This is a genomic window from Anaerolineales bacterium, from assembly GCA_015075725.1.
In the GTDB taxonomy this organism is placed as follows: domain Bacteria; phylum Chloroflexota; class Anaerolineae; order Anaerolineales; family Villigracilaceae; genus Villigracilis.
On the sequence record JABTTV010000001.1, the window covers coordinates 701859 to 722887 of the forward strand.

Annotated in this window: 22 protein-coding genes, 1 tRNA gene and 1 other RNA gene; 17 read left to right on the forward strand and 7 right to left on the reverse strand. The window is 54.2% G+C overall.

The features are described from left to right. Positions 1 to 82: 82 nt before the first annotated feature. The 4 genes from HS100_03415 to HS100_03430 all read right to left on the reverse strand — a co-directional run bounded on the left by HS100_03415 (position 83) and on the right by HS100_03430 (position 3909). Positions 83 to 640 (reverse strand): FHA domain-containing protein, encoded by a 558-nt coding sequence (locus tag HS100_03415; GenBank protein MBE7432938.1) that lies wholly within the window; start codon positions 638 to 640, stop codon positions 83 to 85. Between the two features lie 98 nt (positions 641 to 738). Next, positions 739 to 1980: a GAF domain-containing protein gene (locus tag HS100_03420; protein MBE7432939.1), complete on the reverse strand. Its 1242-nt coding sequence runs from the start codon at positions 1978 to 1980 to the stop codon at positions 739 to 741. Further along, on the reverse strand, positions 1973 to 2749 hold the full coding sequence (locus HS100_03425) for an NAD-dependent deacylase (protein MBE7432940.1): 777 nt from the start codon (positions 2747 to 2749) through the stop codon (positions 1973 to 1975). Before HS100_03425 ends, HS100_03420 begins: the two co-directional genes overlap by 8 nt. Then, on the reverse strand, positions 2746 to 3909 hold the full coding sequence (locus HS100_03430) for a response regulator (GenBank protein ID MBE7432941.1): 1164 nt from the start codon (positions 3907 to 3909) through the stop codon (positions 2746 to 2748). The genes HS100_03425 and HS100_03430 overlap by 4 nt, the downstream gene beginning before the upstream one ends. 148 nt (positions 3910 to 4057) lie before the next feature. On the opposite strand from HS100_03430, the gene ssrA reads away from it, so the two are divergent. From ssrA to HS100_03460, 6 genes are all read left to right on the forward strand, one after another. Then, positions 4058 to 4441, forward strand: a transfer-messenger RNA (tmRNA) gene (gene ssrA, locus HS100_03435). Between the two features lie 53 nt (positions 4442 to 4494). After that, entirely contained in the window at positions 4495 to 5238 is a 744-nt protein-coding gene (locus HS100_03440) for a hypothetical protein (GenBank protein ID MBE7432942.1), read from the forward strand. A 107-nt stretch (positions 5239 to 5345) separates the two neighbouring features. Further along, complete coding sequence (locus tag HS100_03445) at positions 5346 to 6125, forward strand: hypothetical protein (GenBank protein MBE7432943.1); 780 nt, start codon at positions 5346 to 5348, stop codon at positions 6123 to 6125. Between the two features lie 137 nt (positions 6126 to 6262). Next, entirely contained in the window at positions 6263 to 8146 is a 1884-nt protein-coding gene (gene dnaK, locus HS100_03450) for a molecular chaperone DnaK (protein ID MBE7432944.1), read from the forward strand. 114 nt (positions 8147 to 8260) lie between these two features. After that, positions 8261 to 9103: a pyrroline-5-carboxylate reductase gene (locus tag HS100_03455; GenBank protein ID MBE7432945.1), complete on the forward strand. Its 843-nt coding sequence runs from the start codon at positions 8261 to 8263 to the stop codon at positions 9101 to 9103. Between the two features lie 54 nt (positions 9104 to 9157). Further along, positions 9158 to 9229, forward strand: a tRNA-Lys gene (locus HS100_03460). 32 nt (positions 9230 to 9261) lie between these two features. Here HS100_03460 and HS100_03465 read toward each other — a convergent pair. Together HS100_03465 and HS100_03470 are read right to left on the reverse strand one after the other, a co-directional pair. Beyond that, positions 9262 to 10011, reverse strand: coding sequence for an AAC(3) family N-acetyltransferase (locus HS100_03465; protein MBE7432946.1), 750 nt, complete (start codon positions 10009 to 10011; stop codon positions 9262 to 9264). Between the two features lie 79 nt (positions 10012 to 10090). Then, entirely contained in the window at positions 10091 to 10864 is a 774-nt protein-coding gene (locus HS100_03470; GenBank protein MBE7432947.1) for an enoyl-CoA hydratase/isomerase family protein, read from the reverse strand. A 95-nt stretch (positions 10865 to 10959) separates the two neighbouring features. Between HS100_03470 and HS100_03475 the strand changes: the two genes are divergently transcribed. From HS100_03475 to hutU, 6 genes are all read left to right on the forward strand, one after another. Further along, entirely contained in the window at positions 10960 to 11703 is a 744-nt protein-coding gene (locus tag HS100_03475; GenBank protein ID MBE7432948.1) for a DUF1295 domain-containing protein, read from the forward strand. Between the two features lie 32 nt (positions 11704 to 11735). Then, positions 11736 to 12140 carry a hypothetical protein gene (locus tag HS100_03480; protein ID MBE7432949.1) on the forward strand — a complete coding sequence of 135 codons (405 nt, stop codon included), beginning with the start codon at positions 11736 to 11738 and terminating at the stop codon, positions 12138 to 12140. 67 nt (positions 12141 to 12207) lie between these two features. Beyond that, positions 12208 to 13050, forward strand: a complete 843-nt coding sequence (locus tag HS100_03485) for a hypothetical protein (GenBank protein MBE7432950.1) — start codon at positions 12208 to 12210, stop codon at positions 13048 to 13050. Positions 13051 to 13203: 153 nt separating this feature from the next. Then, positions 13204 to 13617 (forward strand): Rrf2 family transcriptional regulator, encoded by a 414-nt coding sequence (locus HS100_03490; GenBank protein MBE7432951.1) that lies wholly within the window; start codon positions 13204 to 13206, stop codon positions 13615 to 13617. Positions 13618 to 13688: 71 nt separating this feature from the next. Then, positions 13689 to 14540: a hypothetical protein gene (locus HS100_03495; protein ID MBE7432952.1), complete on the forward strand. Its 852-nt coding sequence runs from the start codon at positions 13689 to 13691 to the stop codon at positions 14538 to 14540. A gap of 12 nt (positions 14541 to 14552) precedes the next feature. Further along, positions 14553 to 16205 carry a urocanate hydratase gene (gene hutU, locus HS100_03500; protein MBE7432953.1) on the forward strand — a complete coding sequence of 551 codons (1653 nt, stop codon included), beginning with the start codon at positions 14553 to 14555 and terminating at the stop codon, positions 16203 to 16205. A gap of 124 nt (positions 16206 to 16329) precedes the next feature. Here the strand turns inward: hutU and HS100_03505 are convergent, their stop codons facing one another. Next, a complete protein-coding gene (locus HS100_03505) occupies positions 16330 to 16665 on the reverse strand; it encodes a hypothetical protein (GenBank protein ID MBE7432954.1) in 336 nt (111 codons plus the stop codon). Here HS100_03505 and HS100_03510 point away from each other — a divergent pair. The 5 genes from HS100_03510 (at position 16649) to HS100_03530 (ending at position 20708) form a co-directional block, all read left to right on the forward strand. Then, positions 16649 to 17440, forward strand: coding sequence for an alkaline phosphatase family protein (locus tag HS100_03510; protein ID MBE7432955.1), 792 nt, complete (start codon positions 16649 to 16651; stop codon positions 17438 to 17440). The two genes, HS100_03505 and HS100_03510, sit on opposite strands and share 17 nt — an antisense overlap. Before the next feature lie 17 nt (positions 17441 to 17457). Beyond that, on the forward strand, positions 17458 to 18495 hold the full coding sequence (locus HS100_03515; protein MBE7432956.1) for an alkaline phosphatase family protein: 1038 nt from the start codon (positions 17458 to 17460) through the stop codon (positions 18493 to 18495). A gap of 131 nt (positions 18496 to 18626) precedes the next feature. After that, a complete protein-coding gene (locus HS100_03520) occupies positions 18627 to 19796 on the forward strand; it encodes an FAD-binding oxidoreductase (GenBank protein ID MBE7432957.1) in 1170 nt (389 codons plus the stop codon). Between the two features lie 127 nt (positions 19797 to 19923). Next, positions 19924 to 20313 carry a helix-turn-helix transcriptional regulator gene (locus tag HS100_03525; GenBank protein ID MBE7432958.1) on the forward strand — a complete coding sequence of 130 codons (390 nt, stop codon included), beginning with the start codon at positions 19924 to 19926 and terminating at the stop codon, positions 20311 to 20313. Beyond that, positions 20310 to 20708 (forward strand): VOC family protein, encoded by a 399-nt coding sequence (locus HS100_03530; GenBank protein MBE7432959.1) that lies wholly within the window; start codon positions 20310 to 20312, stop codon positions 20706 to 20708. Before HS100_03525 ends, HS100_03530 begins: the two co-directional genes overlap by 4 nt. The last annotated feature ends 321 nt before the right edge of the window (positions 20709 to 21029 follow it).

Genomic DNA, 21029 nt, shown 5'->3' on the forward strand with positions numbered 1-21029 from the left:
CAAAGATGTTGCATTTTACAACCGGCTGTCCATAAAATAAAACGCCCCGCGAGTAATTACTCGCGGGGCGTAAATTTCGTTACTAACAACCCGAAATGAAGGGGAAGAAGGTGCACCAACGGTAGGTTGCGTCCACCCACCAGAAAAAGCCGCCGCATACACAGAGGAACAACAACACGCCGACGCCAATGAAAATCGGCATCATGTTGGTCTTCTTGGCTGCGGGGGGCGCAGAATAGGCAGGAGGAGGTGCTGAGTATGATTGCTGGGGAGCGGAATATGCCGGGGGCGAAGGTTGGACTGCTTTGCGAGAGACGGCCACCGTCGCTCCAGCATCACCGGCGATGGCATCATACATCAGGACGATCTGTTCACCGAGTGAAACAACATCACCTGGCTTGAGCACGACCGGGCCCGCAAGGCGCTGCCCATTGACGAACGTGCCGTTGGTCGAGCCGAGATCTTCCAGCACATATTTACCGCCCTGGAACATGAGGCGCGCATGTTTGCGGGAAATTTCCGCATCGTTGATCGCGACACCGTTGGTCGAATCGCGCCCAATGGTGAGCTGGTCTCCATCCAGCGGAAAGGTGACTCCCGGCGTGGGTCCCGAACGCATGACGAATTGAAATTGTGCCATCTTCTTCCTCCGAAAATAATATCAATTGCTCGTGCCTAGTTTATTCCCTTCAATCAAAAAAGTCAAACCGTACTTATTTCCCACACGAACGGCGCTCCCTATTTCTTCACTTTCCTGAGCGACGACTCTGCGACGAGATCGCGTGGAATGGTTTTGGTCGAGCGGGGTAGATAGAGCATAAAAACGGTTCCGACTCCCATTTTGCTTTTGACCTCGATCCGTCCGCCATGTCCCTGCACGATCTGTTTACAGATGGATAACCCCAGGCCTGTACCCGAGGCGCGGGTTTCGTGTTCACGCACGCGGTAGAACTTTTGGAAAAGATGCGGGAGCGCTTCGTCCGGGATGCCGATACCGGTATCCTGGATCACGATCATGATCTCGTTCTCACGCATCTCGGCGCGCAAAAGGACGCTCCCGTTGGGGCGGTTGTACTTGATGGAATTGCTCAACAGATTCAGGAAGACCTGTTTAATCTTGTCGCGGTCGGCATCCACAAGCGGCAAACCCTCCGGCGATTCGACCCGCAGGTGGATGTTGTCTTCCACTGCCTTGGTCGCCATGATGTCCTTGCACTCGTACATCAGGTCCGCCAGGCTGAATACGGTTTTGCGGTATTGCACGCGACCCGACTCCAAGCGCGCCAGGTCGAGGAAGGAAGAAGCCAGCGCGTTTAGCCGCATGGTCTCGTTATGGATGTTCTGGATGATCTGATCGCGCTGGTCTTGCGACATCTCCGGGCGCAGCAATAAATATGTGGCGGTGCTGAGAGAAGAAAGCGGCGTGCGTAGTTCATGCACGAACTCGGAGATCAAGTCGGATTGCTGGAAGAGGCGCGTGTTTTCTATCGCCACGGCCGCCTGCGCACCCAACACCAAAAGCAGGGACTCATCCGTCTCGGTGAACTTCCCCCGGTGCTTGTTCAATGCCTCCAGCACGCCGACGATCTTGTTCTTGGTGATCAGCGGAATGCCAAGCAGGGACTGCGTGGACAACCCCGTGATCGCTTCCACATTCGAATAAAAACGTTTGTCTTCGTGAGCGTCGGTGATGCGCACCGGTTTGCGGTTGGTCACGATCCACCCGGCAATGCTCCCATCGAGCGGGACGGTGATTCCGCGCCGCGTGGATTCATCCATGTTGGTGGAAACCTGGAAATACAGTTGCCGCGAAGCATCATCGTACAACAGGATCGAAGCCGCCTCCGCGCCGCTGATCTCAGCTGCGGCATGAACGATCCGGCTGAGCAGGATGTCCAGGTCGAGGGTCGAAGCGAGATCGCGCGAGATGTCGATCAGGCGGCGGTAACTATCCAATCTTTCCGTTTTGATTTCAGCCATTCAAGACTCTTTCTGCGATCGCTGGCAGGATCGTGGCGACATCATCGAGGATGACAACATCCGCGCGGACGTTGATATACGTGGACATGTTATTGATGACGATCAAATGGGCTCCGCGGTCGAGCGCCTGCATGGGCAAACCCGCCACCGGGAGCACCTCGAGTGAGGAGCCCGCCACCAGCATCAGGTCGCAGGCACGCGCCTCGCGCTGCGCCATGAACCACGCAGCCTGCGGCAGCTGTTCACCGAACAGGATCACGTCCGGTTTGAGCACTTGCGCGCATTTCGGGCAGCGGGGAATCTCGCCACATTCCACGAAACGCCCGATGTATGATTCTGCCTGCACTCGATGATAACACTGTGTGCATGTCAGTGTTTCCATGGTGCCGTGCATTTCAATGACAATTTTCGAACCGGATTTTTGATGAAGGGTGTCGATATTTTGGGTGATGATGGCTTTGATATATCCGCGCGTCTCAAGTTCTGCCAGGGCTGTGTGCGCTGAATTCGGTTTGGCATCGAACATTTGACGTGCCAGCGGACGGAACCATTCAAAGAACTGACCCGGCTTTGTGCGAAACGCGCTGAGGGATGCCACTTCCAGCGGTTCATCGCGCGACCATAAACCTGTCCCCGTGGAGCGAAAATCGGGAATCCCCGACGGTGTGGATATCCCCGCTCCGGTCAGGATGACAGCGTGTTTGGATTGGCGAATAAGATCCGCGGCATAATCGATGTTCGTCCGGGTCTGGGGAGAAAGCGGGGTCATCGCGCCTTTTCGCGCTGGAGAATCCCGTCCGCGATCTTGATGAATTCCTGTGAGACCATGTTCGTCGGTTGCGCGATCACGGCCGGCGTTTGGGTGCGCAAGGACTGAAGAAATAGTTCCGGCATTGGAGTGAGTCCCGCCAGGATGGGATGACCCAATTGCTCCTGGGACCGTTTTAAAGGAATTTGCGCCTCCGATCGTTGACGATTGTTCAAAATGACCGACACGGTTTTTGGATTCACATTTATGACGCTGAATTCATCCAGCAGCAGTTTTGTGTGACGGATGGAATTGGGGGTTCCCTCCATGACGATAATCCGTTCCGCGCACAATGTCAGCAGCTTCTGAGCGGATGACGGCAATCCCGAGCCCAAATCCAAAACAACGAAGCGGGCAAGCGTCGACAAACGCAGGGCAAGCGTATTGAGGTTTTCGACCTTTGCAACCAGGTCCACTTCGCGCGGATTTTCAGAAGCGACAAGTAACTTCACGCCCGAACTGTGCTCCACTAGTGAGCTTTTCACTTTCTCGCGGGTCACCTCCGCTGCCGTACCCCGCAGAATCTCCGACAATCCGTTTTGAGGCGGAAGCCCCAAATCCATGCCCAGCGTTCCCTGCCCCGGCGTCAATTCAGCAACGATTACTTCCGACTTGGAATGCCTCTGAAGACCTGCAGCGATGTTGATCGCAACAGTGGAAACTCCCAACCCAGCGCGGGCAGAAATGACACCGATCAGGTATCCATCCTTTTCCCTGGTGGGAGGTTCAACCTCATCGGCACCCTTCGGCGTGGCGCGCGACAGCAGGGCTTTCACATGGGAGAGGAGTTCAGTGGGGTGCGTGGGTTTGGTCAGGTAGTCGTCCGCGCCAACCTCGAATCCTGTTACTTTATCGTCCAACTGGGTCTTCGCAGTGAACATGAGAATCGGGATGGAAGCAGTGGCGGGATTTTTTCGCAAGCGGCGGGTGACTTCGAATCCGTCCATATCCGGCATCATCACATCAAGGAGAATTAAATCCGGCCTTTCATCAAGCGCTTTCTCCAGCCCCTGCGTACCGTTCGAAGCAGCGCTGACCTGATACTGCTGTCGCTGGAGCATCAGCCCCACCAGCCGCAGGGTATCTACGTCATCATCTATCACCAGGATTTTTTCAGACATTGAAAGCCTCATACACAGGTCCCGCACTCCTGCAAACAAGTGCCGACCTGATATACCAATTATAACGGACAAGTGCGCAACTTTCGTCCGAATATAATGCTATAATAATAACAGCCCGGAATTTCCAAACACCGGAAAGCCGTTCCACGGGGATGACAGGCTTCGACGGGAGAGGCTGGTTCCGGAATGCGAGCCGAGCGCGCGCCGACCTCGTAAAATCAGCGCAAACTTTAAGTGCCAACAACCGCACTTACGCCGCTATGCCCCTCGCCGCCTAGTGCGACGAGATCGTAACGGTTGGCGCCTAAGGGCGTCACGTCCACCGTCCCCGTTCCCCACCCGGTGACGGACCGGGCGAGACAAAGGTAGGGTGCCGCGTGTGACTCCGCTAAACACGCGAAAGACCAGCGGATGGTCGCAGGCTTACCAGCCGGCCGGGATGCATGCGATGACGAATAACGGCAGGCTACGCTCGTAGAGTTCCGAGGGTCGAATCTTTCGGACGCGGGTTCAATTCCCGCCATCTCCACCTTATAATTGTCCAGCATGATGCTGGACAATTATCATTAACCGCGATCGACAACTATGAAAATACTCTTCCTTGCTCTTACTGGATGTCTTACCCTGACCGTTGCCTGCAATCTTGGCGTCCCCACGCCTGGGAACGAATCTGCCCAGACAGGTACGCCTCTCGCGCCCCCCGAACTTGAATCGTCAACCCCGGCTTTTTTTTCCACTGAATCCGCTCCCTCCACACCTGTACCGCCTCCACCGTACTTCACCGAAGAGTTCGACATACCATCCCCATACTGGAAATTTCTCCAAGCCGCGGGCGGGCAAGCGCCGTCCATTTCCACGGGCAACGGATCGCTCCGCATCGACCAATCTTCTCCTGACGCCTGGATGATAGGAATTCAAGTCGTTCATTCCTATTCAAATGTATTCATCCGCGCAAAGGCATCGGTCAAGCCGGGTGGCTCGGTAGGTTTGATCTGCCGATACAACGAAAGCAGCGGATGGTATGAATTCAACGTTGCCAGCGACGGAACATACAGCCTCCTTCTCGGGCAATGGCTATCGCCGGGGGTCGTTAAATATATCCCCCTTGTAAGAGATGGACATAAATTTTCGATCCTAGATCCCGGCATCGAACTCGGGTTGTTCTGCGAAGATGGATTTCTTCATTTGTACCTGGACGGTTCCGCCATCCGTCACTTCGACGCGACAAATTACGGACTGACCAGCGGCAATGTCGGCTTTGCCGCCGCTTCCTTCACAGAAATTCCCATGACGGCAACCCTCGAGTGGATTTCAATCAAAGATAAGTAATCCTGTCTTCACACCATTTTAGATCTTCTTATAAAACGGCTTGTATTCGAATCGGAAATTTGCTACACTGATTTAAGCAAATTTGGGTGACAAAAGGAGAGCGGATAATGAAACAATCAAATTCACCGGTCGTGATCATGGTCGCGTTTATGATCGTTTGGAGTATGGCCTGCGCCGCTTTGGGCATTGGAGGCGAACCTACACTGGCTGCCACAATTCCTCCGGCTCCGATAAAAGCCAGCACCGCCACCGACGCTCCTGCCGCAACAGCCACCGAGGTACCCCTGCCCACTGCAACGCCTACCCTTGCCGACAAAGAATTTTTCACAGAAGAATTCGAGGATGAGCGGTTCTTCGACGAATGGGTTCATTTTCTCACCGGTCCCAATTCTGAAGAGGAAGACAAGCTCTCGATGGAGCAAAAAGGCGATGGACTGACGATCGACCTCGGTGAGCTTGATATGTATTTTTACTTCATCTATGACAAAAAGACATATGGCGATGTGAAAATTACAATGGTTGCTGAGAACCTTGGACGCAATAACAACAACGTCAGCATGGTCTGCCGCCTGGACTACAATAACGGGAAATGGTATGAATTCAGCGTCGAAAGCGGCGGAGTTTGGTATCTCTACGCGTTCGACGATGGATACCATACCCTCGATTACGGCGGAGCTGCTGGTCTGAAACAGGGAAATGCAATCAATGAATACGGGTTGGAATGCAGCGGAAATACAATTACCATGTATGTCAACGGTGACAAGTTAAAATCCTTCCCCGATCGAGTGTACAACTTTAAGGACGGCAAGGTGGGTTTCAATATTTCCTCCCTTAATGTTCTGCCAATCACGGTCAATGTAAAATCCTTCGACATTGCACAGCCCTGATCAGGTCCGACCCGTGAAGGTAAGAGCCGTCTTTTTCAGGCGGCTCTTTTTATTCAAAACCAATGGAGTGTTAACAGAATTCTTGCAAAAATCGCTTAATATTTTCACATCAATAAAGGAATGTAAGGAGATTTCACATGGGTAAAATCATAGGCATCGATCTCGGCACGACCAACAGTGTTGTGGCTGTCATGGAAGGCGGCTCCCCCACTGTCATCACCACTGCTGAGGGCGGACGACTATGCCCGTCGGTTGTGGCGTTCAATAAGAACGGCGAGCGCATGGTCGGGCAGACCGCCAAACGCCAGGCGGTCGTCAACCCGGATAATACTATCTATTCCATCAAGCGTTTTATCGGACGGCATTACGAAGAGACCGCTAATGAACGCAGCATGGTTCCATTTCAAGTCATCAAGGGATCGTCGGACGATGTGCGTGTGAAGGTCCCCGTCAATGGCAGGGAATATTCCCCGCAGGAAATAAGCGCGATGGTGTTGGGCAAGCTCAAGGCGGATGCTGAGGCGTATCTGGGCGAACCTGTCACACAGGCGGTCATCACCGTCCCTGCATACTTCAACGATAGCCAACGTCAAGCCACCAAAGATGCAGGCAAGATCGCAGGCTTGGAAGTCCTGCGCATCATCAACGAGCCGACAGCATCCGCCCTTGCGTATGGACTCGATAAAAAGAAAAATGAAACGATTCTCGTCTTCGACCTCGGCGGCGGCACGTTCGACGTCTCGATCCTTGAAGTAGGCGAAGGTGTGATCGAAGTTAAAGCCACCAACGGTGACACTCATCTAGGCGGCGACGACTGGGACCAGCGTATCACCAACTGGGCGGCGGATGAATTCAAGAAGGATCAGGGCATCGACCTGCGTAACGACCGCCAGGCGTTACAGCGTTTGCGCGAAGCGGCGGAAAAGGCAAAGATCGAACTCTCGACCGTGATGGAAACGGAGATCAACCTGCCGTACATCACCGCCGATGCCACCGGACCGAAGCACCTGCAGTTGAAACTATCCCGATCCAAGTTCGAGCAAATGACGGAAGACCTGCTTCAGCGCTGCCGCCATCCGTTCGAAGCAGCGTTGAAAGACGCCGGATTGTCTCCCGATAAACTCGATGAGGTGGTCTTGGTCGGCGGCTCGACCCGCATGCCGATGGTCGCGGACCTTGTCCGTAAGTTAACTCAAAAAGATCCGAATAAAGGCGTCAATCCTGATGAAGTCGTTGCAGTAGGGGCGGCAATTCAAGGCGGTGTGTTAGGCGGCGAGGTAAAAGACATCCTCCTGCTGGATGTGACTCCGCTCTCGCTCGGCGTCGAAACAATGGGCAGCGTGATGACGGTGATGATCGAACGCAACACGACCATCCCGGTCCGCAAGACCGAAGTGTATTCCACCGCCGCGGATAATCAAACTGCTGTAGACATCCACGTGCTGCAGGGTGAACGTCCGATGGCGCAGGACAATATGAGCCTCGGACGCTTCCGCCTCGACGGAATCCCACCGGCACCGCGCGGTGTTCCGCAGATCGAAGTGACATTTGACATCGACGCGAACGGAATCCTGCATGTGACCGCGAAAGATAAAGCCACAGGCAAGGAACAAAAGGTGACCATCACCGCTTCGACCAACCTGAACAAGAACGACATCGACCGCATGGTTCAGGAGGCACGCCAAAACGAAGCCGCCGATAAGAAGCGCCGGGAAGTGATCCAGGTCAAGAACGATGCGGACAATCTCACGTATCAGATCGAGAAAGCGTTGCGCGAACTTGGCGACAAGGTCCCATCCGCTGAGAAGGCTTCCATCGAGACCAAGGTCAACGAGTTGAAGCAAGCCGCGCAAGGCGAGGATGTGGAGCGCATCAAGAAATTGACCGAGGACCTGCAGCACACCTTCCACGCTCTCAGCCAGCAGATGTACGCCCAGGGACAGGGCGGGCAGCCTCAACCCGAAGGCGGTCCATCTTCCCCGCATGACGGTAATGTGGTGGACGGTGAAGTGAAAGAGTAGGAGAAAGCAAGTTTATTATGAAAGGGATGCGAACGCATCCCTTTCTTTTTTCTGCGAGTCGTGTTTGCAAAGTCCGCTGGGGTAAAATACATGAAAATTTATGGAGATCCTTTCATGTTAAAAAAGAAAATCGCATTCATCGGTCCTGGTGTGATGGCAGAGGCAATGATCGCGGGCTTGCTTCGTAAAAAACTGGCGGACGCCAGGAATATCATTGTTTCCGGGCCGCGGGAGGCGCGCGGGGAAGAATTGCAAAAAAAATACGGGATGAAGTTCACCATGGATAACTCCACCGCCAGTCACGAAGCGGACGTGGTGGTTCTTTCCGTCAAACCGCAGCGGCTGACCGAAGTGATGAAGGGGCTCAAAGGTGTTCGAAGCGATGCGCTGGCCTTATCCATAATTGCGGGCGCGACGATCAAGAAGATCAGCACAGGCTTGAAGCACAAAGCCGTCGTCCGTTCGATGCCGAATACGCCCGGCCAGATCGGTGAGGGAATCACGGTCTGGACAGCATCAAAAGAAGTGACCGAGGAACAACAGGAAATGACCCGCGCCATTCTTGGCGCTTTGGGAGAAGAAGTTTTCGTTGAGGATGAAAGCTATCTCGACATGGCGACCGCGCTCTCCGGTTCGGGTCCCTCTTATGTCTTTCTTTTTACCGAAGCACTGATCGATGCTGGAGTCCACATGGGTTTTCCGCGCCGCATTGCGGAACAACTTGTACTGCAAACCATCAAAGGCTCGGCGTCGTATTATCAAGGCGCGGCGAGACATCCTGCCACGCTGCGGAATCAGGTCACTTCGCCGGGCGGAACATCTGCAGAGGCGTTGTATTATTTGGAAAAGGCTGGCTTCCGCACGGCGATTTCACGCGCGGTGTGGGCGGCGTATCAGAGGTCATTGGAGTTGGGCAAGGAGAAGCCCGGTCATATCGATACTGACGAAGAGAAGTAATAATTCGTTGACGCCTCTATATGCCCGTGATAGAATGCAATCCGCTTTCAAGCTGGGCGCGTAGCTCAATGGTAGAGCAGCGGCCTTTTAAGCCGTTTGTTGAGGGTTCGATCCCCTCCGCGCTCACAAACTCCTCTTTCGAGGAGTTTTTTGTTCATTTACCCCCAACGAACAGCTTCGCATCGTTCGCAGTCGGGTCTGCCGCACAGAAGCGAATAGGGGTCTTCGTGGATGGTGTTCACCACTGTTCGCAATAGATCCTTGACGGGCATGGCTTGGATAGCCAGCCCATCCAATTCGATATGACGAGTGAACGATTTGATGGATTGGGAAATCGCGTTGAAGCCTTCCGAGTCGCCGGGAAAATGCGGACATTCGACCACACCATATGCCGTCAGCGCCCAACGGATAAACTGCATGCGTCCGGCAAGTTTTTCTCCGTAATGAATGCTGAAATTCAAACGCTGGTCGGCGCCGACGAGAAGGATGACGCCATCTTTTTCTGCAAGTGCGGCGATGGGGGCGTATGCATCTTGTAGGGTTTGAGATTGGATGAGCATATCTGCGTGGAGGCCGGTAAAAGAGAGCACCGGATGCAAGGAACGTTTTGAAAGAGAATGCTTTCGGACGATTTCCGGGAAAGGGCCGAAGACATCATCCGCAGGCATGGAGTGATGAAATGATTCAGCCGCTGATCTCATATCCGCTTTGTAATTGGATGGATGAAAATCGAGAGGCAGCAAGGCTTTGGGCGTAAAGGCCGGGGTGATAAATCCGCGGGTGGTCTCGAGCAGAGTCGCAAGCAACTCGTCCGCGTCCACGGTGTCGGAGGCGTGGACAAGGACAAGGCGTTTTCCCAAGCCAAGGTCGGAGAAGGCAGATTTGAGCGCAGAAGGAGAGGCGGGCATTATGGTCAAATGGTCGAATGGTCGAGTAATCCAAATCAGCCATGCGATTATGTGACCACTCGTCCAACGAACTGCAAAACTACTTCCCCCTCCAATCCGCTTTGCGTTTTTCGACGAAGGCGCGCATGCCTTCTTTTTGATCTTCGGTGGCGAACAGCGGATAGAAATTTCGTTTCTCGACGGCAAGCCCTTCGGTGAGCGTGGTCTCGAATGCGGCGTTGACCGAATCTTTTGCCATGCGGACCGCGAGCGGCGCGCGCGAGGCGATCTCATCCGCAAAGGCGACGGCGGCATCGAGATATCCTTCGACAGGCACAAGCCGATTTGCGATACCGAATTGAAGCGCCTCCTGTGCGGTGAGTGTGCGGTTATTGATGACCATTTCCATGGCGAGATGTTTGCCAACAAGACGAGCCAAACGCTGCGTGCCGCCCGCGCCGGGGATGACGCCGATGGTGATTTCAGGTTGTCCAAACTTGGCGGATTCGCTCGCGATGATCATGTCGCAGGAAAGTGCAAACTCGCATCCACCACCCAATGCCCAACCTGAGACTGCGGCGATAACCGGTTTGCGAATCCCGCGGATGCGGTCCCAGACCTGGACGCGTTCTTCGGTCAGCATTTGCACGTACGACGCCTCCGCCATTTCTTTGATATCTGCCCCGGCGGCAAAGGCTTTTTCGTTGCCTGTGACGATGATCGCGTTGATGTTTTCATCTTTGTCGAGGGATTCCAGCGCATCAAAAACCTCACCGAGCATGACGAGGTTGAAGGCATTCATCGCTTTCGGGCGGTTCAATGTTACGATACCCACCCGTCCGCGGGTTTCCGTCAGAATCGTGTCGTAGGTCATGGGTTCCTCCATATCGAAACCAATTGTCGTAGAGATCATCGAAATTATAAAGGATGAACCCCTTGTTGTATAATTCGCGCACCAAGGAGCCCGCAATGATATTCCCCGAATGGACAACCGGCAATACTATCCTTTACATCGCTCTCGCCGTTCTGGGGGTAGGCGTTGCCCCCGGTGAATATTACGGGCAGACCATGATGTACTACAGCAAGTTTCGCCGGGTGGGGGGCATACCCTCACGTCTTTACATGTTTTTCATTTACTCTGCGCCCATCGTGGCATTGTTCTTTTCCGTGCGGGGTTATCTGCCGAATGCGAATCTTGTTCAATGGATCGTGGGAGGTGCGGTATTCATACACTTCCTCAAACGGGTGTTGGAATCCCTTTTTCTGCATAAATATTCCGGCACGGCCGGCATCCTGACCGCCCTTCTGGTCGGATCATTCTACTCCTTTGCCGCATATCTGATCGGCTGGCTGAATCAAAACCCAATCCCCGTCGTCGATGCATGGTTTGTGCTTGGGATCCTTGTTTTTCTCGTCGGCATTGCCGGGAATTTTTATCATCACAAACTGCTGGCAGATTTGCGAATGGATTCGCTCGATTATTTCATACCAAGAGGCGGATTGTTCAAACATGTCATCTGTCCGCACTACCTGTTCGAGATAATTACCTGGCTGGGCATCGCTCTGCTTTCCCGTCATCTTGCGGCGTGGTTGATCCTGCTCTTCGTCTTCGACTATCTTTCCGCGCGCGCCATTCGCACGCTGGCCTGGTATCGCGAACGATTCAAGGATTTTCCGATAGAACGCAAAGCGATCTTTCCATTTATCCTGTAAAGCAACCCATATCCAAACACGGAGATTTCGAAATGACCCTTCTTCTGATCGCCCATTCGCACCTCAGGTGGCTCGTGCTTCTGATCGCCGTCATTGCCGTGGTCAAATTTGCCGTCGGCTGGCTGAGAGGCGGCGCCTTCAAAGGCATGGACCGCGGCCTCGCTGCCGGGTTCAGCGGCCTGATGGACCTGCAAGCCACGCTGGGAGTCATCCTGATTCTCTGGCTTGGTTTTTCCGACTCCGGCGGCGGATTTCCAGCCTACCGAATCGAGCACGCTGTTACCATGATCCTGGCCGCGGTTCTCGGCCACCTGCCGTCACGCTGGAAGAACGCCGCAGATAATATCCGCTTCCGCAATGCGCTTTTCTGCATCCTCGGAGCTCTTCTATTGGTCTACATCGGCGTCATGCGCCTTCCCGGCGGGTGGACTCGCTAACCTCGCAACCATTTTCCATTCTCAACCGTATACCTCTTCAGGCATTAACCTGAGGAGGTTTTTCTTTATGAACCATAAACTTATCATCTTTATCGCAGTCCTTGCGCTGGCGGCAATGGCGTGTGGGATCAGCGTTCCCGAAGCGCCGACTCCCAGCCCCGAGGTGACGGAAGAGATCAATGTCGAATATCCCGATTCGGAAGAGATCGACCTGGCGCTTAAATTTGGCGCTGGCAACCTGACGCTTAATCCCGGCGCAGATGCGCTCGTAGACGGCACCGCCACCTACAATTATGATGAACTCAAGCCCGAGGTCATCACCAATGGCGGAGATGTCGAGGTCCGCGTTGGGGATGGGGATTTCAACATCTTTCCGAACCTCAACAACCTCAAGAACGAATGGGATCTGAAGCTCGGCGACCAGCCGATGAACCTGTCCATTGATTCCGGCGCATATGACGGCATCTTCGAATTTGGCGGTCTCTCGCTCACGCGCCTTGATATTAAAGATGGCGCTTCGAACGTGGAACTCTCCTTCTCCGAACCGAACCCTGTGGAGATGAGCACCTTCACCTACAACACCGGCGCTTCGGATGTGAAGATCCTTGGATTGGGAAACGCGAATTTCACTCTGTTCGATTTCTCATCCGGCGCGGGCGATTACACCCTCGACTTCTCCGGCGACCTGCGGCGCGACGCTTCGATCAAGATCGAGACCGGGTTCAGCAACCTCATCATCATCGTCCCCGAAGGGGTGGACGCGGTGGTCTCAGTGCAGGGAGGGTTGTCGAATGTGAACGCAACCACCGGCTGGGAAAGAAGCGGGGATGACTACGTCCAAAAAGGAGAAGGTCCCACTCTGACCTTCGTCATCGAAATGGGTGCGGGAAACCTTACGCTCGCGAGATAAATCGAAACCTGACAGGGTTCGAAAACCTGTCAGGTCTTTTTGATTCAGCGCGAAAGGTCATAATTCATCCATGACCTCTATCACTTGCCTTGTAACAGCAATCACAATAAAATCGTGATTGTAGGTAATTTTTGCCTACAATGTGAGGTCATTATGCAAATTACTCGCCAAGCCGACTATGCCGTTCGCGCGGTGCTCCATCTGGCGCGCAACGGGGAGACGCGCACTGCCACCAGCGTCATCGCCGAAGAACAGAAGATTCCCCCATCCTTCCTTGCCAAGATCATCTCCCAGTTATCCATTGCGGGATTGCTGCACACCTCTCGCGGCGCGCGTGGCGGCGTAACGTTGGCGCGAGATCCGAGGGAGATCACCCTGCTCGAAGTGATCGAAGCCATCGACGGTCCCATCCAACTCAACGAATGTGTGGGCGAAACCGGGGTATGCACCTTCGATGCAAACTGTCCCCTGCGCCCGGTGTGGTGCGAGGCACAGGAGGAACTGGTGGGCCGCCTCAAAGGAACGAACTTTGCTGATATGCTTGCAAAGGGTCGCGTACCTGCTTGATGCTGGAAATCAAAGCCTCTCGGCTATAATAGCCGGGAGGCTTTTTTATTTTCAACTGCAAGGATTGGACCATGAAACAAAATCGCGGATATTCGACTCTTGTCCTCCTGGGGATTGCAATCCTGGCATGCGCCATGCCGGGACTTCCCATCGCTTCCTCCTCCCCGACGCCTGATACACGATTGGAGCGCATGGTCGCTGAGACTGTGTCCGCAGCGTTGTTATTGACCCAACAAGCTGTTCCCTTCGCCACTGAAGTTCCATCTGCCACGCCCGCTCCGACAGCGACCAATACGCCGATTCCTGCCGTTCCAACTCAATCCGCTGAAAGCGTGCTGGATAAAAACACTGACGGCACAAGTTCATTCATCGACTTGAACGGAAAATATCAGATCACCATTCCCATGCAGTGGCTTGCCTTGCGGATCAACGCGCCGGAATATGATCAGGCTGGTCTACTGCCTGAAGCCTCGATCCCCGCCATTCAACGTTCCCTCTCTACCATTAAGAACCAGGATCCGAACGTATTCCGTTTGTTTATGCTCGATATCGCTGAAGAACACCTGGACAGCGGTTTTGTCACTAACATAAACCTAGTATGGGACCGGCAGATGGAAATCTCCCTTATTACGGATACAGATTTGAAGGCGCTTGCCGAAACCCTGCCCGGTTCGCTAAAAGACGCGGAAGTCACCGGCACTGAGCTCAAAGCCACAAAGAACGAAATCCCTTACGGCGTGATCATGGCTAAAACCCCCGCGCTTACGCAGGAGGGGGTCCAGATCGTGGTGATTCAGAAACTGGTCTTCCTCGACCTGCCCATTGGAACATTGTCCATTACGCTCTCGACTACTGAAAAATGGCAGACCACCGTCGAGCCTTCGTTCGACGAGATCATCGAATCTTTCATCCTGTTGAAATAGGAGCCGTCTTTCATGCCTGATCCCCGCGTGATCCGCGCGCCGCGCGGAACCGAACTGACCTGCAAGAATTGGCTGAGCGAAGCCGCCTACCGCATGATCCAGAACAACCTCGACCCCGAAGTGGCGGAGAAACCCGAAGATCTCGTCGTCTATGGCGGACGAGGCAAAGCCGCGCGTTCGTGGGAAGCCTTCGATGCGATTCTGGAATCGCTGAAGAATCTAGAAGAAGATGAGACCTTACTTGTGCAATCCGGTAAACCGGTGGTTGTTTTCAAGTCGCACCAAGACGCGCCAAAAGTTTTGATCGCCAACTCCAACATCGTGCCGCATTGGGCGACGTGGGAATACTTCGATGAGTTAGCCAAAAAGGGACTCATCATGTACGGGCAGATGACCGCCGGTTCGTGGATCTACATCGGCACGCAGGGGATTCTCCAGGGAACGTACGAGACCTTCGGCGCATTAGCCAAACTCAAAGGCTGGGGTTCGCTCAAAGGGAAATTTGTCCTCACGGCAGGTCTCGGCGGGATGGGCGGCGCGCAGCCGCTCTCCATTACAATGAACGAAGGTGTCGGTCTGATCGTCGAAGTGGATCCCGAACGCGCCGAACGCCGCCGCGCCATTGGTTATGTGGATATGGTGGTGGATAATCTCGAAGAGGCGATGACTCTGGTGGAGGATAACGTCAAATCCAAAACGCCGAAGTCCATCGGGCTGATCGGAAACGCGGCAGATGTTTACGACGAACTATCAAAGCGAGGGATCGTTCCGGATGTGGTGACAGACCAAACGTCGGCGCATGAGGCGTTGTTTTATGTTCCATCAGGCTTGAGCATCACCGCCGCAAATCAACTGCGAGTCAGTGATCCTGAAAAATATAAAAAGATGGCGATGGATTCGATGTCCACTCACGTGCGCGCCATGCTTGCCTTCCAACGCGCGGGCGCGGAAGTGTTCGACTACGGCAACAACTTGCGCCAGCAGGCATACAACAACGGTGTGACCGATGCATTTGAATTTCCGGGTTTCGTGCCCGCTTATATTCGTCCGCTGTTTTGCGAGGGCAAGGGACCGTTTCGCTGGGTGGCGTTATCCGGCGACAAGGAAGATATTTACGTCACCGATGAAGCCATCATGGAACTCTTCCCAGAAGACGAACACCTGCATCGCTGGTTGAAGATGGCAAAGGAGAAAGTTCCGTTTCAAGGGTTGCCCGCGCGCATCTGCTGGCTCGGTTACGGCGAGCGTGTCAAAGCCGGTTTGAAATTCAATGAACTCGTCGCGAGCGGTAAGGTCAAAGCGCCCATCGTCATCGGACGCGACCATCTTGATTCAGGGTCGGTCGCCTCGCCGAACCGTGAAACGGAATCCATGAAAGACGGCTCGGACGCCGTCAGCGACTGGGCGGTGCTCAACGCGCTCATCAACGCGGTCGGCGGCGCGACCTGGGTATCCTTCCATCATGGAGGCGGGGTCGGAATGGGGTATAGTCAGCACGCGGGGCAGGTCATCGTCGCGGATGGGACTCCCGAAGCCGCCAAACGGTTGGAACGGGTCCTGACGACCGACCCAGGCATGGGCGTGGTCCGACACGCGGATGCCGGGTATGACATCGCCATCGCAGCCGCAAAACGTCATGGCATCAAAATGCCGATGCTGAAATAGCTTCTTTGATAAACGGAACAAGCACCTTTTTTGTTTCTGAAAATGATTGAGCAGGATTCTTAACACAAAGACGCCATGACGCAAAGCTTCCAAGGATTTTTCGTTGCGACCTTGCGCCTTTGCGTTAAAAGTACTTTCCAGTCACAGCATACTTTGGAGAACTTTCTCTGAAACGCCCTATAGTTTTAGCTCTTGCTTTCCTTCTCGTCGCCTGCACGGGCATTCCCAACATTTGGGGCAGTTCCCTGCCGCCCATCCCATCGCCCACCGGCATTCCCACCGATACGCCCACCATCACGCCAACATCCCCGGCAACCTCCACTCCGACGATCACGCCGACATTTACGGCGACTTTAACGCCGGCGGCAACTCTCACGCCCAGCATCACGCCTTTACCGTCCAAAGCGAATATCGAACGCGCCATCATCATCAGCTTCGACGGCTTGCGCCCCGACGCCATCGATCAGGCGCCCATGCCCAACCTGATGGAGTTAATGAACGGCGGCGCTTACGCCCCGCTCACCGCGCGCACCATCGACTATCCCGCCACGTCGCCCAGCCACGCCTCCATGCTCACCGGTTATTGCATGGAAGACCACGGCGTCATCTACAATAAATTTTTCATGTACATGGGCTATGCCAAGGGAACAGATGTCTTCCAACTCGCGCACGAAGCGGGCATGCGCACCGTCATGATCGTCAGTAAAGACAAGATGCGCCAGATGGCGGAACCCGAAACCACCGATGTGTTCGAAGTTGCCTACGGCGAACCCGCCATCCAGAAAGCTGTCCTGCCGCAGATCGAACAGGACTTCGGCTTGATGTTCGTCCACTTTGCGGGCGCGGATAACCGCGGCCATAAATACGATTGGATGTCCGGCGAATATATGAAAGTCCTGCGCGAAGGAGACGCGGTGCTGGGCGAGATGATCAAGACCTTGAAAGAAAAGAATCTGTTCGACACAACCTTCTTCCTCATCACATCCGACCACGGCGGGCACGGCTCGAATCACATCGGCCTCATCATCGAAGATTACCGCATTCCCTGGATCACCTACGGTCCAGGCGTCGTTCCGCAAATTCTCGATTTACAGATTTACACCTTCGATACAGCCGCCACCGTGGCATACGCGCTTGGGTTGCCCATCCAGCCCGATTGGGACGGCATCCCCGTCTATAAAATCTTCGGCGAAGACCAAATTCGATTCCACGAGAAATATCCCTGCAAGACCTGACGAATACATCCCCCTCCATGCTTTATAAACTCCGATACCTGGTCCTGCTCTCGATCTTTATACAAGGCTGTGTTTCTGCTTCCGCCTCTTCCCTCACGCCGACAGCATCCCCTGTTCCTCCCATTCCTACAGCAACCCTCACACCGATTCAACCCTCCGTCCCTGATGAAGCGACAGCCACGCCTGTGCTGATTCCGCCCCAGCCCATTTCGCGAGTCTTCATCGTCACCTTCGACGGCCTCCGCCCCGACGCCATCGAAGCCGCGGAGATGGACAACGTCAAAGCATTGATGCAGACCGGCGCTTATACGATGAAAGCGCAGACCATCATACCAAGCATCACATTACCGGCGCATGCATCGCTGGTGACAGGCACATGCCCCGCCAAACACATCGCGCGCTGGAACGAATACGTCCCGCAAAACGGATACGCCCTCGGCACCGACATCTTCGATCTGACCCACGCCGTCGGCTTGCGCACCGCACTCGTGGTGGGAAAAGAAAAACTCCGTCACATCACCGAGCCGGGCAGCACCGACTTCTTCGGCTTTGTGGATAACACCGACGAGGAATTTGACGAAACCACAATCGAATCCATGACCATCGAGCAGATCCGCGCGGGTTTCGGGCTTTTGATGGTCCACTTCCCAGACGGCGACGTTGCCGGGCATCAATACGACTGGATGTCGAAACAACAGCTCAGCGCCTTTCACAAAAAAGACGAATCGCTTGGGCTATTTCTAAGAGTAATGAAAGACAGCGGCTTCTACGACGGCACGCTCATCATCGTCACCTCCGACCACGGCGGGCACAACTCCGATCATGGATTGAACATCCCCGAAGATATGACCATTCCCTGGGTCGTCAGCGGACCGCAGATCGTCCCCGGTGAATTGCAAACCCAGGTTTATATCTATGACACCGCCCCCACCGTCGCATTTGCTCTTGGTTTGCCCATCCAAGCAGATTGGGACGGTGTGCCTGTCTATGAAGCCTTCGGCTTGCCTGTCGATCCGCTGCGGCAGGGCGGCTGCCCCGGTGTGACCCCACGATAATTATTCGACACAAACCCAGCCCGACCTGCTACAATTCCAAGGACGAAACTGTCAGCCGAAAAATGCAGGAATTGTATGGATTTTTTCCTTGTTTTACTTTGTGACCCTTCGTGGTCAAGAAGGAATTCAACATGACCCAAACTTACGATGCCATTGTGATCGGCGCAGGCGTGATGGGCGCCAGTATTTCATTTCACCTCGCTGAGCGCGGATTGAAAGTTGCCATCCTCGAACGCAGGGTGACCGCCTCCGGCGCGACCGGTCACTCGAGCGGACTCGTCCGCATGCACTACGACCTCGCCGCCGAATCCGAATTGACGTTCAAGAGTTATCAAATTTATTTCAGTAATTGGAAAGAAAGGGTCGGTGGTGAGTGCGGTTTCCAGAACACCGGCTTCTTGCAGATCGCCAAACGCGAGCATGAGGACAAACTGCGCGGCAACGTCGCGAACCAGCAGAAGATCGGCATCAACACATCGGTCATCAGCGTGGACGAAGTGCGGAAACTCTTCCCCGACCTCGTCACCGAATATTTCGATTACGCCGCCTATGAACCGGATTCAGGCTATGCCGATGCAACGCTCACGACCAACTCGTTCATCGAAGCCGCGAAGCGCAACGGCGCTGTGTTGATTCAAAATTGTGAAGTGACCGCCATCCATGCAAGTGGCGGAAAAGTGACCGGCGTAAGCACGACCAAAGGCGACTTCTCAAGCCCGATCGTCGTCAACGCGGCGGGACCGTGGGCGAAGCATGTCGCTGCACTGGCAAATATCGATGTCCCTTTGGTGACATGGACTCACGATGTCGCCTTCCTGCATCGTCCGCCCGCACTTGGAAGAATCCCTGCCTGCATCGATGACGTGATCAATTGCTATTATCGCCCCGAGGGCAGTGCGCTCATCCTTGCCGCGGGAGAAGATGAGTCTCTGCGCGGCGAAGCGCCCGATGAGGAAGACCAGACCCCTACGCCCACCTTCCTCGAAAAATTGATCGACCAGATGGTGAAGCGCATCCCGAAGATCGAAGAGAGCGGCTTGCACTCCATCCACGTCGGGCGCGACGGCATTACGCCCGACCAGCGCGCCATCTACAGCGGCACAGACTTGAATGGTTTCTACCTTGCCTGCGGTTTGAGCGGGACCGGATTCAAAACGTCACCGGCGGCGGGCGCGAGCATGGCGGAGTTGATCCTGGATGGAACACCGCAGACGGTGGATATCACGCCATTTCGATTCAGTCGCTTCGTGGAAGGGAAGTTGCTGGAAGGGGAATATGGGTATGGGCATATTTGGAAGTGACAGCCTTTGGTTGTCATCTGCCAGATTAAAGGGCTCTTTGATCTCAGCAAATACTCCCAAGGTGACATCTTCTAGTTGATACTTTTGGAGTAGCGGGCAAGCCCTCGTGTAAAATATATTCAGCCGCATGGCTGTCTACATTCAGAGAATGCTGGACCATTCCCAACAGATCCGAAACGTCACCCAATATATCCGTGAGCATATCAACGAACCGCTGAGCCGCGAAACCCTGGCAGAAGTGGCAGGTTTTTCTGTGCCGCACTTTCATCGTGTTTTCACCGCCACTACAGGCGAGAGCGCGGTCGGTTATTTACGACGGATGCGGCTCGAACGCGCCGGACGCAAACTCCGCATGGGAGCAGTGAACATCACCGAGGTTGCGCGGGCGGCGGGATACGAGTCACATGCGGCATTCGGTAAGGCGTTCAAGGCACAGTTCGGTCTAAGTCCCAGTGAATTCCGCCGGTTGAGCTGCAGCCTAGCCACACAACTTTTAACGAGAGGAATCGAAAAATGAAGATCAAACTGTCAAGTGTTTCGATAGACGATTACGATAAGGCTCTGAAGTTTTACACCGAGATGATGGGCTTCCAACTCAAACGGGATATTCCTTTGGGAGGAGGCGCCCGCTGGATCACTGTCGTCTCGCAGGAGGAACCCAACGGTACTGAATTACTTCTCGAACCCAATGCGAGTTACCCCGCAATGAAAGCGCTCAAAGAATCGCTCGTAAAGGATGGTATTCCGTTCACAGCGTTCGAGGTCAACGACATTCAGAAAGAATATGAGCGGATGAGGAATCTCGGCGTGGAATTCACCATGGAACCAACAAATATGGGAACGACGACCGCCGCAATACTCAATGATACGTGCGGGAATCTGATACAGATTTATCAAGTCACTGGCGGATGACGAATCCTTTATTAGACTTCTTGCAAAAGTCACAATTTTATCTTGCTCAAGGCGGCGTCCCCGCCGCCGGGGACTGCAGCGGGAGCACTTATGCAAGAGGTCTATAGAAAAACGGGACTACGGTTAAATCATGGTCCCGTTTTTGATTCAATTTTGGATGTAGCGCGTATAATTCGCCAATGCCCGAACTGACCGCTGATTTCACATCCCTGCCGCCTGAATATCAGCAAGTCATTCAACTGGCGCAGGAGAAGAACGACAAAGCCAACTCAAGACCATCTTCACAGAGACGAACAGGATTTTGTTAAGTGGGTGGAATCC

Bases quoted from the DNA above. Each gene is read 5' to 3' on its own strand.
- HS100_03440 (MBE7432942.1), top strand. From the start codon at position 4,495: ATGAAAATACTCTTCCTTGCTCTTACTGGATGTCTTACCCTGACCGTT.
- HS100_03480 (MBE7432949.1), top strand. From the start codon at position 11,736: ATGACCCTTCTTCTGATCGCCCATTCGCACCTCAGGTGGCTCGTGCTT.
- HS100_03505 (MBE7432954.1), bottom strand. From the start codon at position 16,665: ATGGCGTCGGGGCGCAAGCCGTCGAAGCTGATGATGATGGCGCGTTCG.
- HS100_03430 (MBE7432941.1), bottom strand. From the start codon at position 3,909: ATGTCTGAAAAAATCCTGGTGATAGATGATGACGTAGATACCCTGCGG.
- HS100_03520 (MBE7432957.1), top strand. From the start codon at position 18,627: ATGACCCAAACTTACGATGCCATTGTGATCGGCGCAGGCGTGATGGGC.
- HS100_03495 (MBE7432952.1), top strand. From the start codon at position 13,689: ATGAAACAAAATCGCGGATATTCGACTCTTGTCCTCCTGGGGATTGCA.
- HS100_03525 (MBE7432958.1), top strand. From the start codon at position 19,924: ATGGCTGTCTACATTCAGAGAATGCTGGACCATTCCCAACAGATCCGA.
- HS100_03470 (MBE7432947.1), bottom strand. From the start codon at position 10,864: ATGACCTACGACACGATTCTGACGGAAACCCGCGGACGGGTGGGTATC.
- HS100_03485 (MBE7432950.1), top strand. From the start codon at position 12,208: ATGAACCATAAACTTATCATCTTTATCGCAGTCCTTGCGCTGGCGGCA.
- HS100_03425 (MBE7432940.1), bottom strand. From the start codon at position 2,749: ATGACCCCGCTTTCTCCCCAGACCCGGACGAACATCGATTATGCCGCG.
- HS100_03415 (MBE7432938.1), bottom strand. From the start codon at position 640: ATGGCACAATTTCAATTCGTCATGCGTTCGGGACCCACGCCGGGAGTC.
- HS100_03515 (MBE7432956.1), top strand. From the start codon at position 17,458: ATGCTTTATAAACTCCGATACCTGGTCCTGCTCTCGATCTTTATACAA.
- HS100_03530 (MBE7432959.1), top strand. From the start codon at position 20,310: ATGAAGATCAAACTGTCAAGTGTTTCGATAGACGATTACGATAAGGCT.
- HS100_03490 (MBE7432951.1), top strand. From the start codon at position 13,204: ATGCAAATTACTCGCCAAGCCGACTATGCCGTTCGCGCGGTGCTCCAT.
- dnaK (MBE7432944.1), top strand. From the start codon at position 6,263: ATGGGTAAAATCATAGGCATCGATCTCGGCACGACCAACAGTGTTGTG.
- HS100_03445 (MBE7432943.1), top strand. From the start codon at position 5,346: ATGAAACAATCAAATTCACCGGTCGTGATCATGGTCGCGTTTATGATC.
- hutU (MBE7432953.1), top strand. From the start codon at position 14,553: ATGCCTGATCCCCGCGTGATCCGCGCGCCGCGCGGAACCGAACTGACC.
- HS100_03420 (MBE7432939.1), bottom strand. From the start codon at position 1,980: ATGGCTGAAATCAAAACGGAAAGATTGGATAGTTACCGCCGCCTGATC.
- HS100_03465 (MBE7432946.1), bottom strand. From the start codon at position 10,011: ATGCCCGCCTCTCCTTCTGCGCTCAAATCTGCCTTCTCCGACCTTGGC.
- HS100_03455 (MBE7432945.1), top strand. From the start codon at position 8,261: ATGTTAAAAAAGAAAATCGCATTCATCGGTCCTGGTGTGATGGCAGAG.
- HS100_03475 (MBE7432948.1), top strand. From the start codon at position 10,960: ATGATATTCCCCGAATGGACAACCGGCAATACTATCCTTTACATCGCT.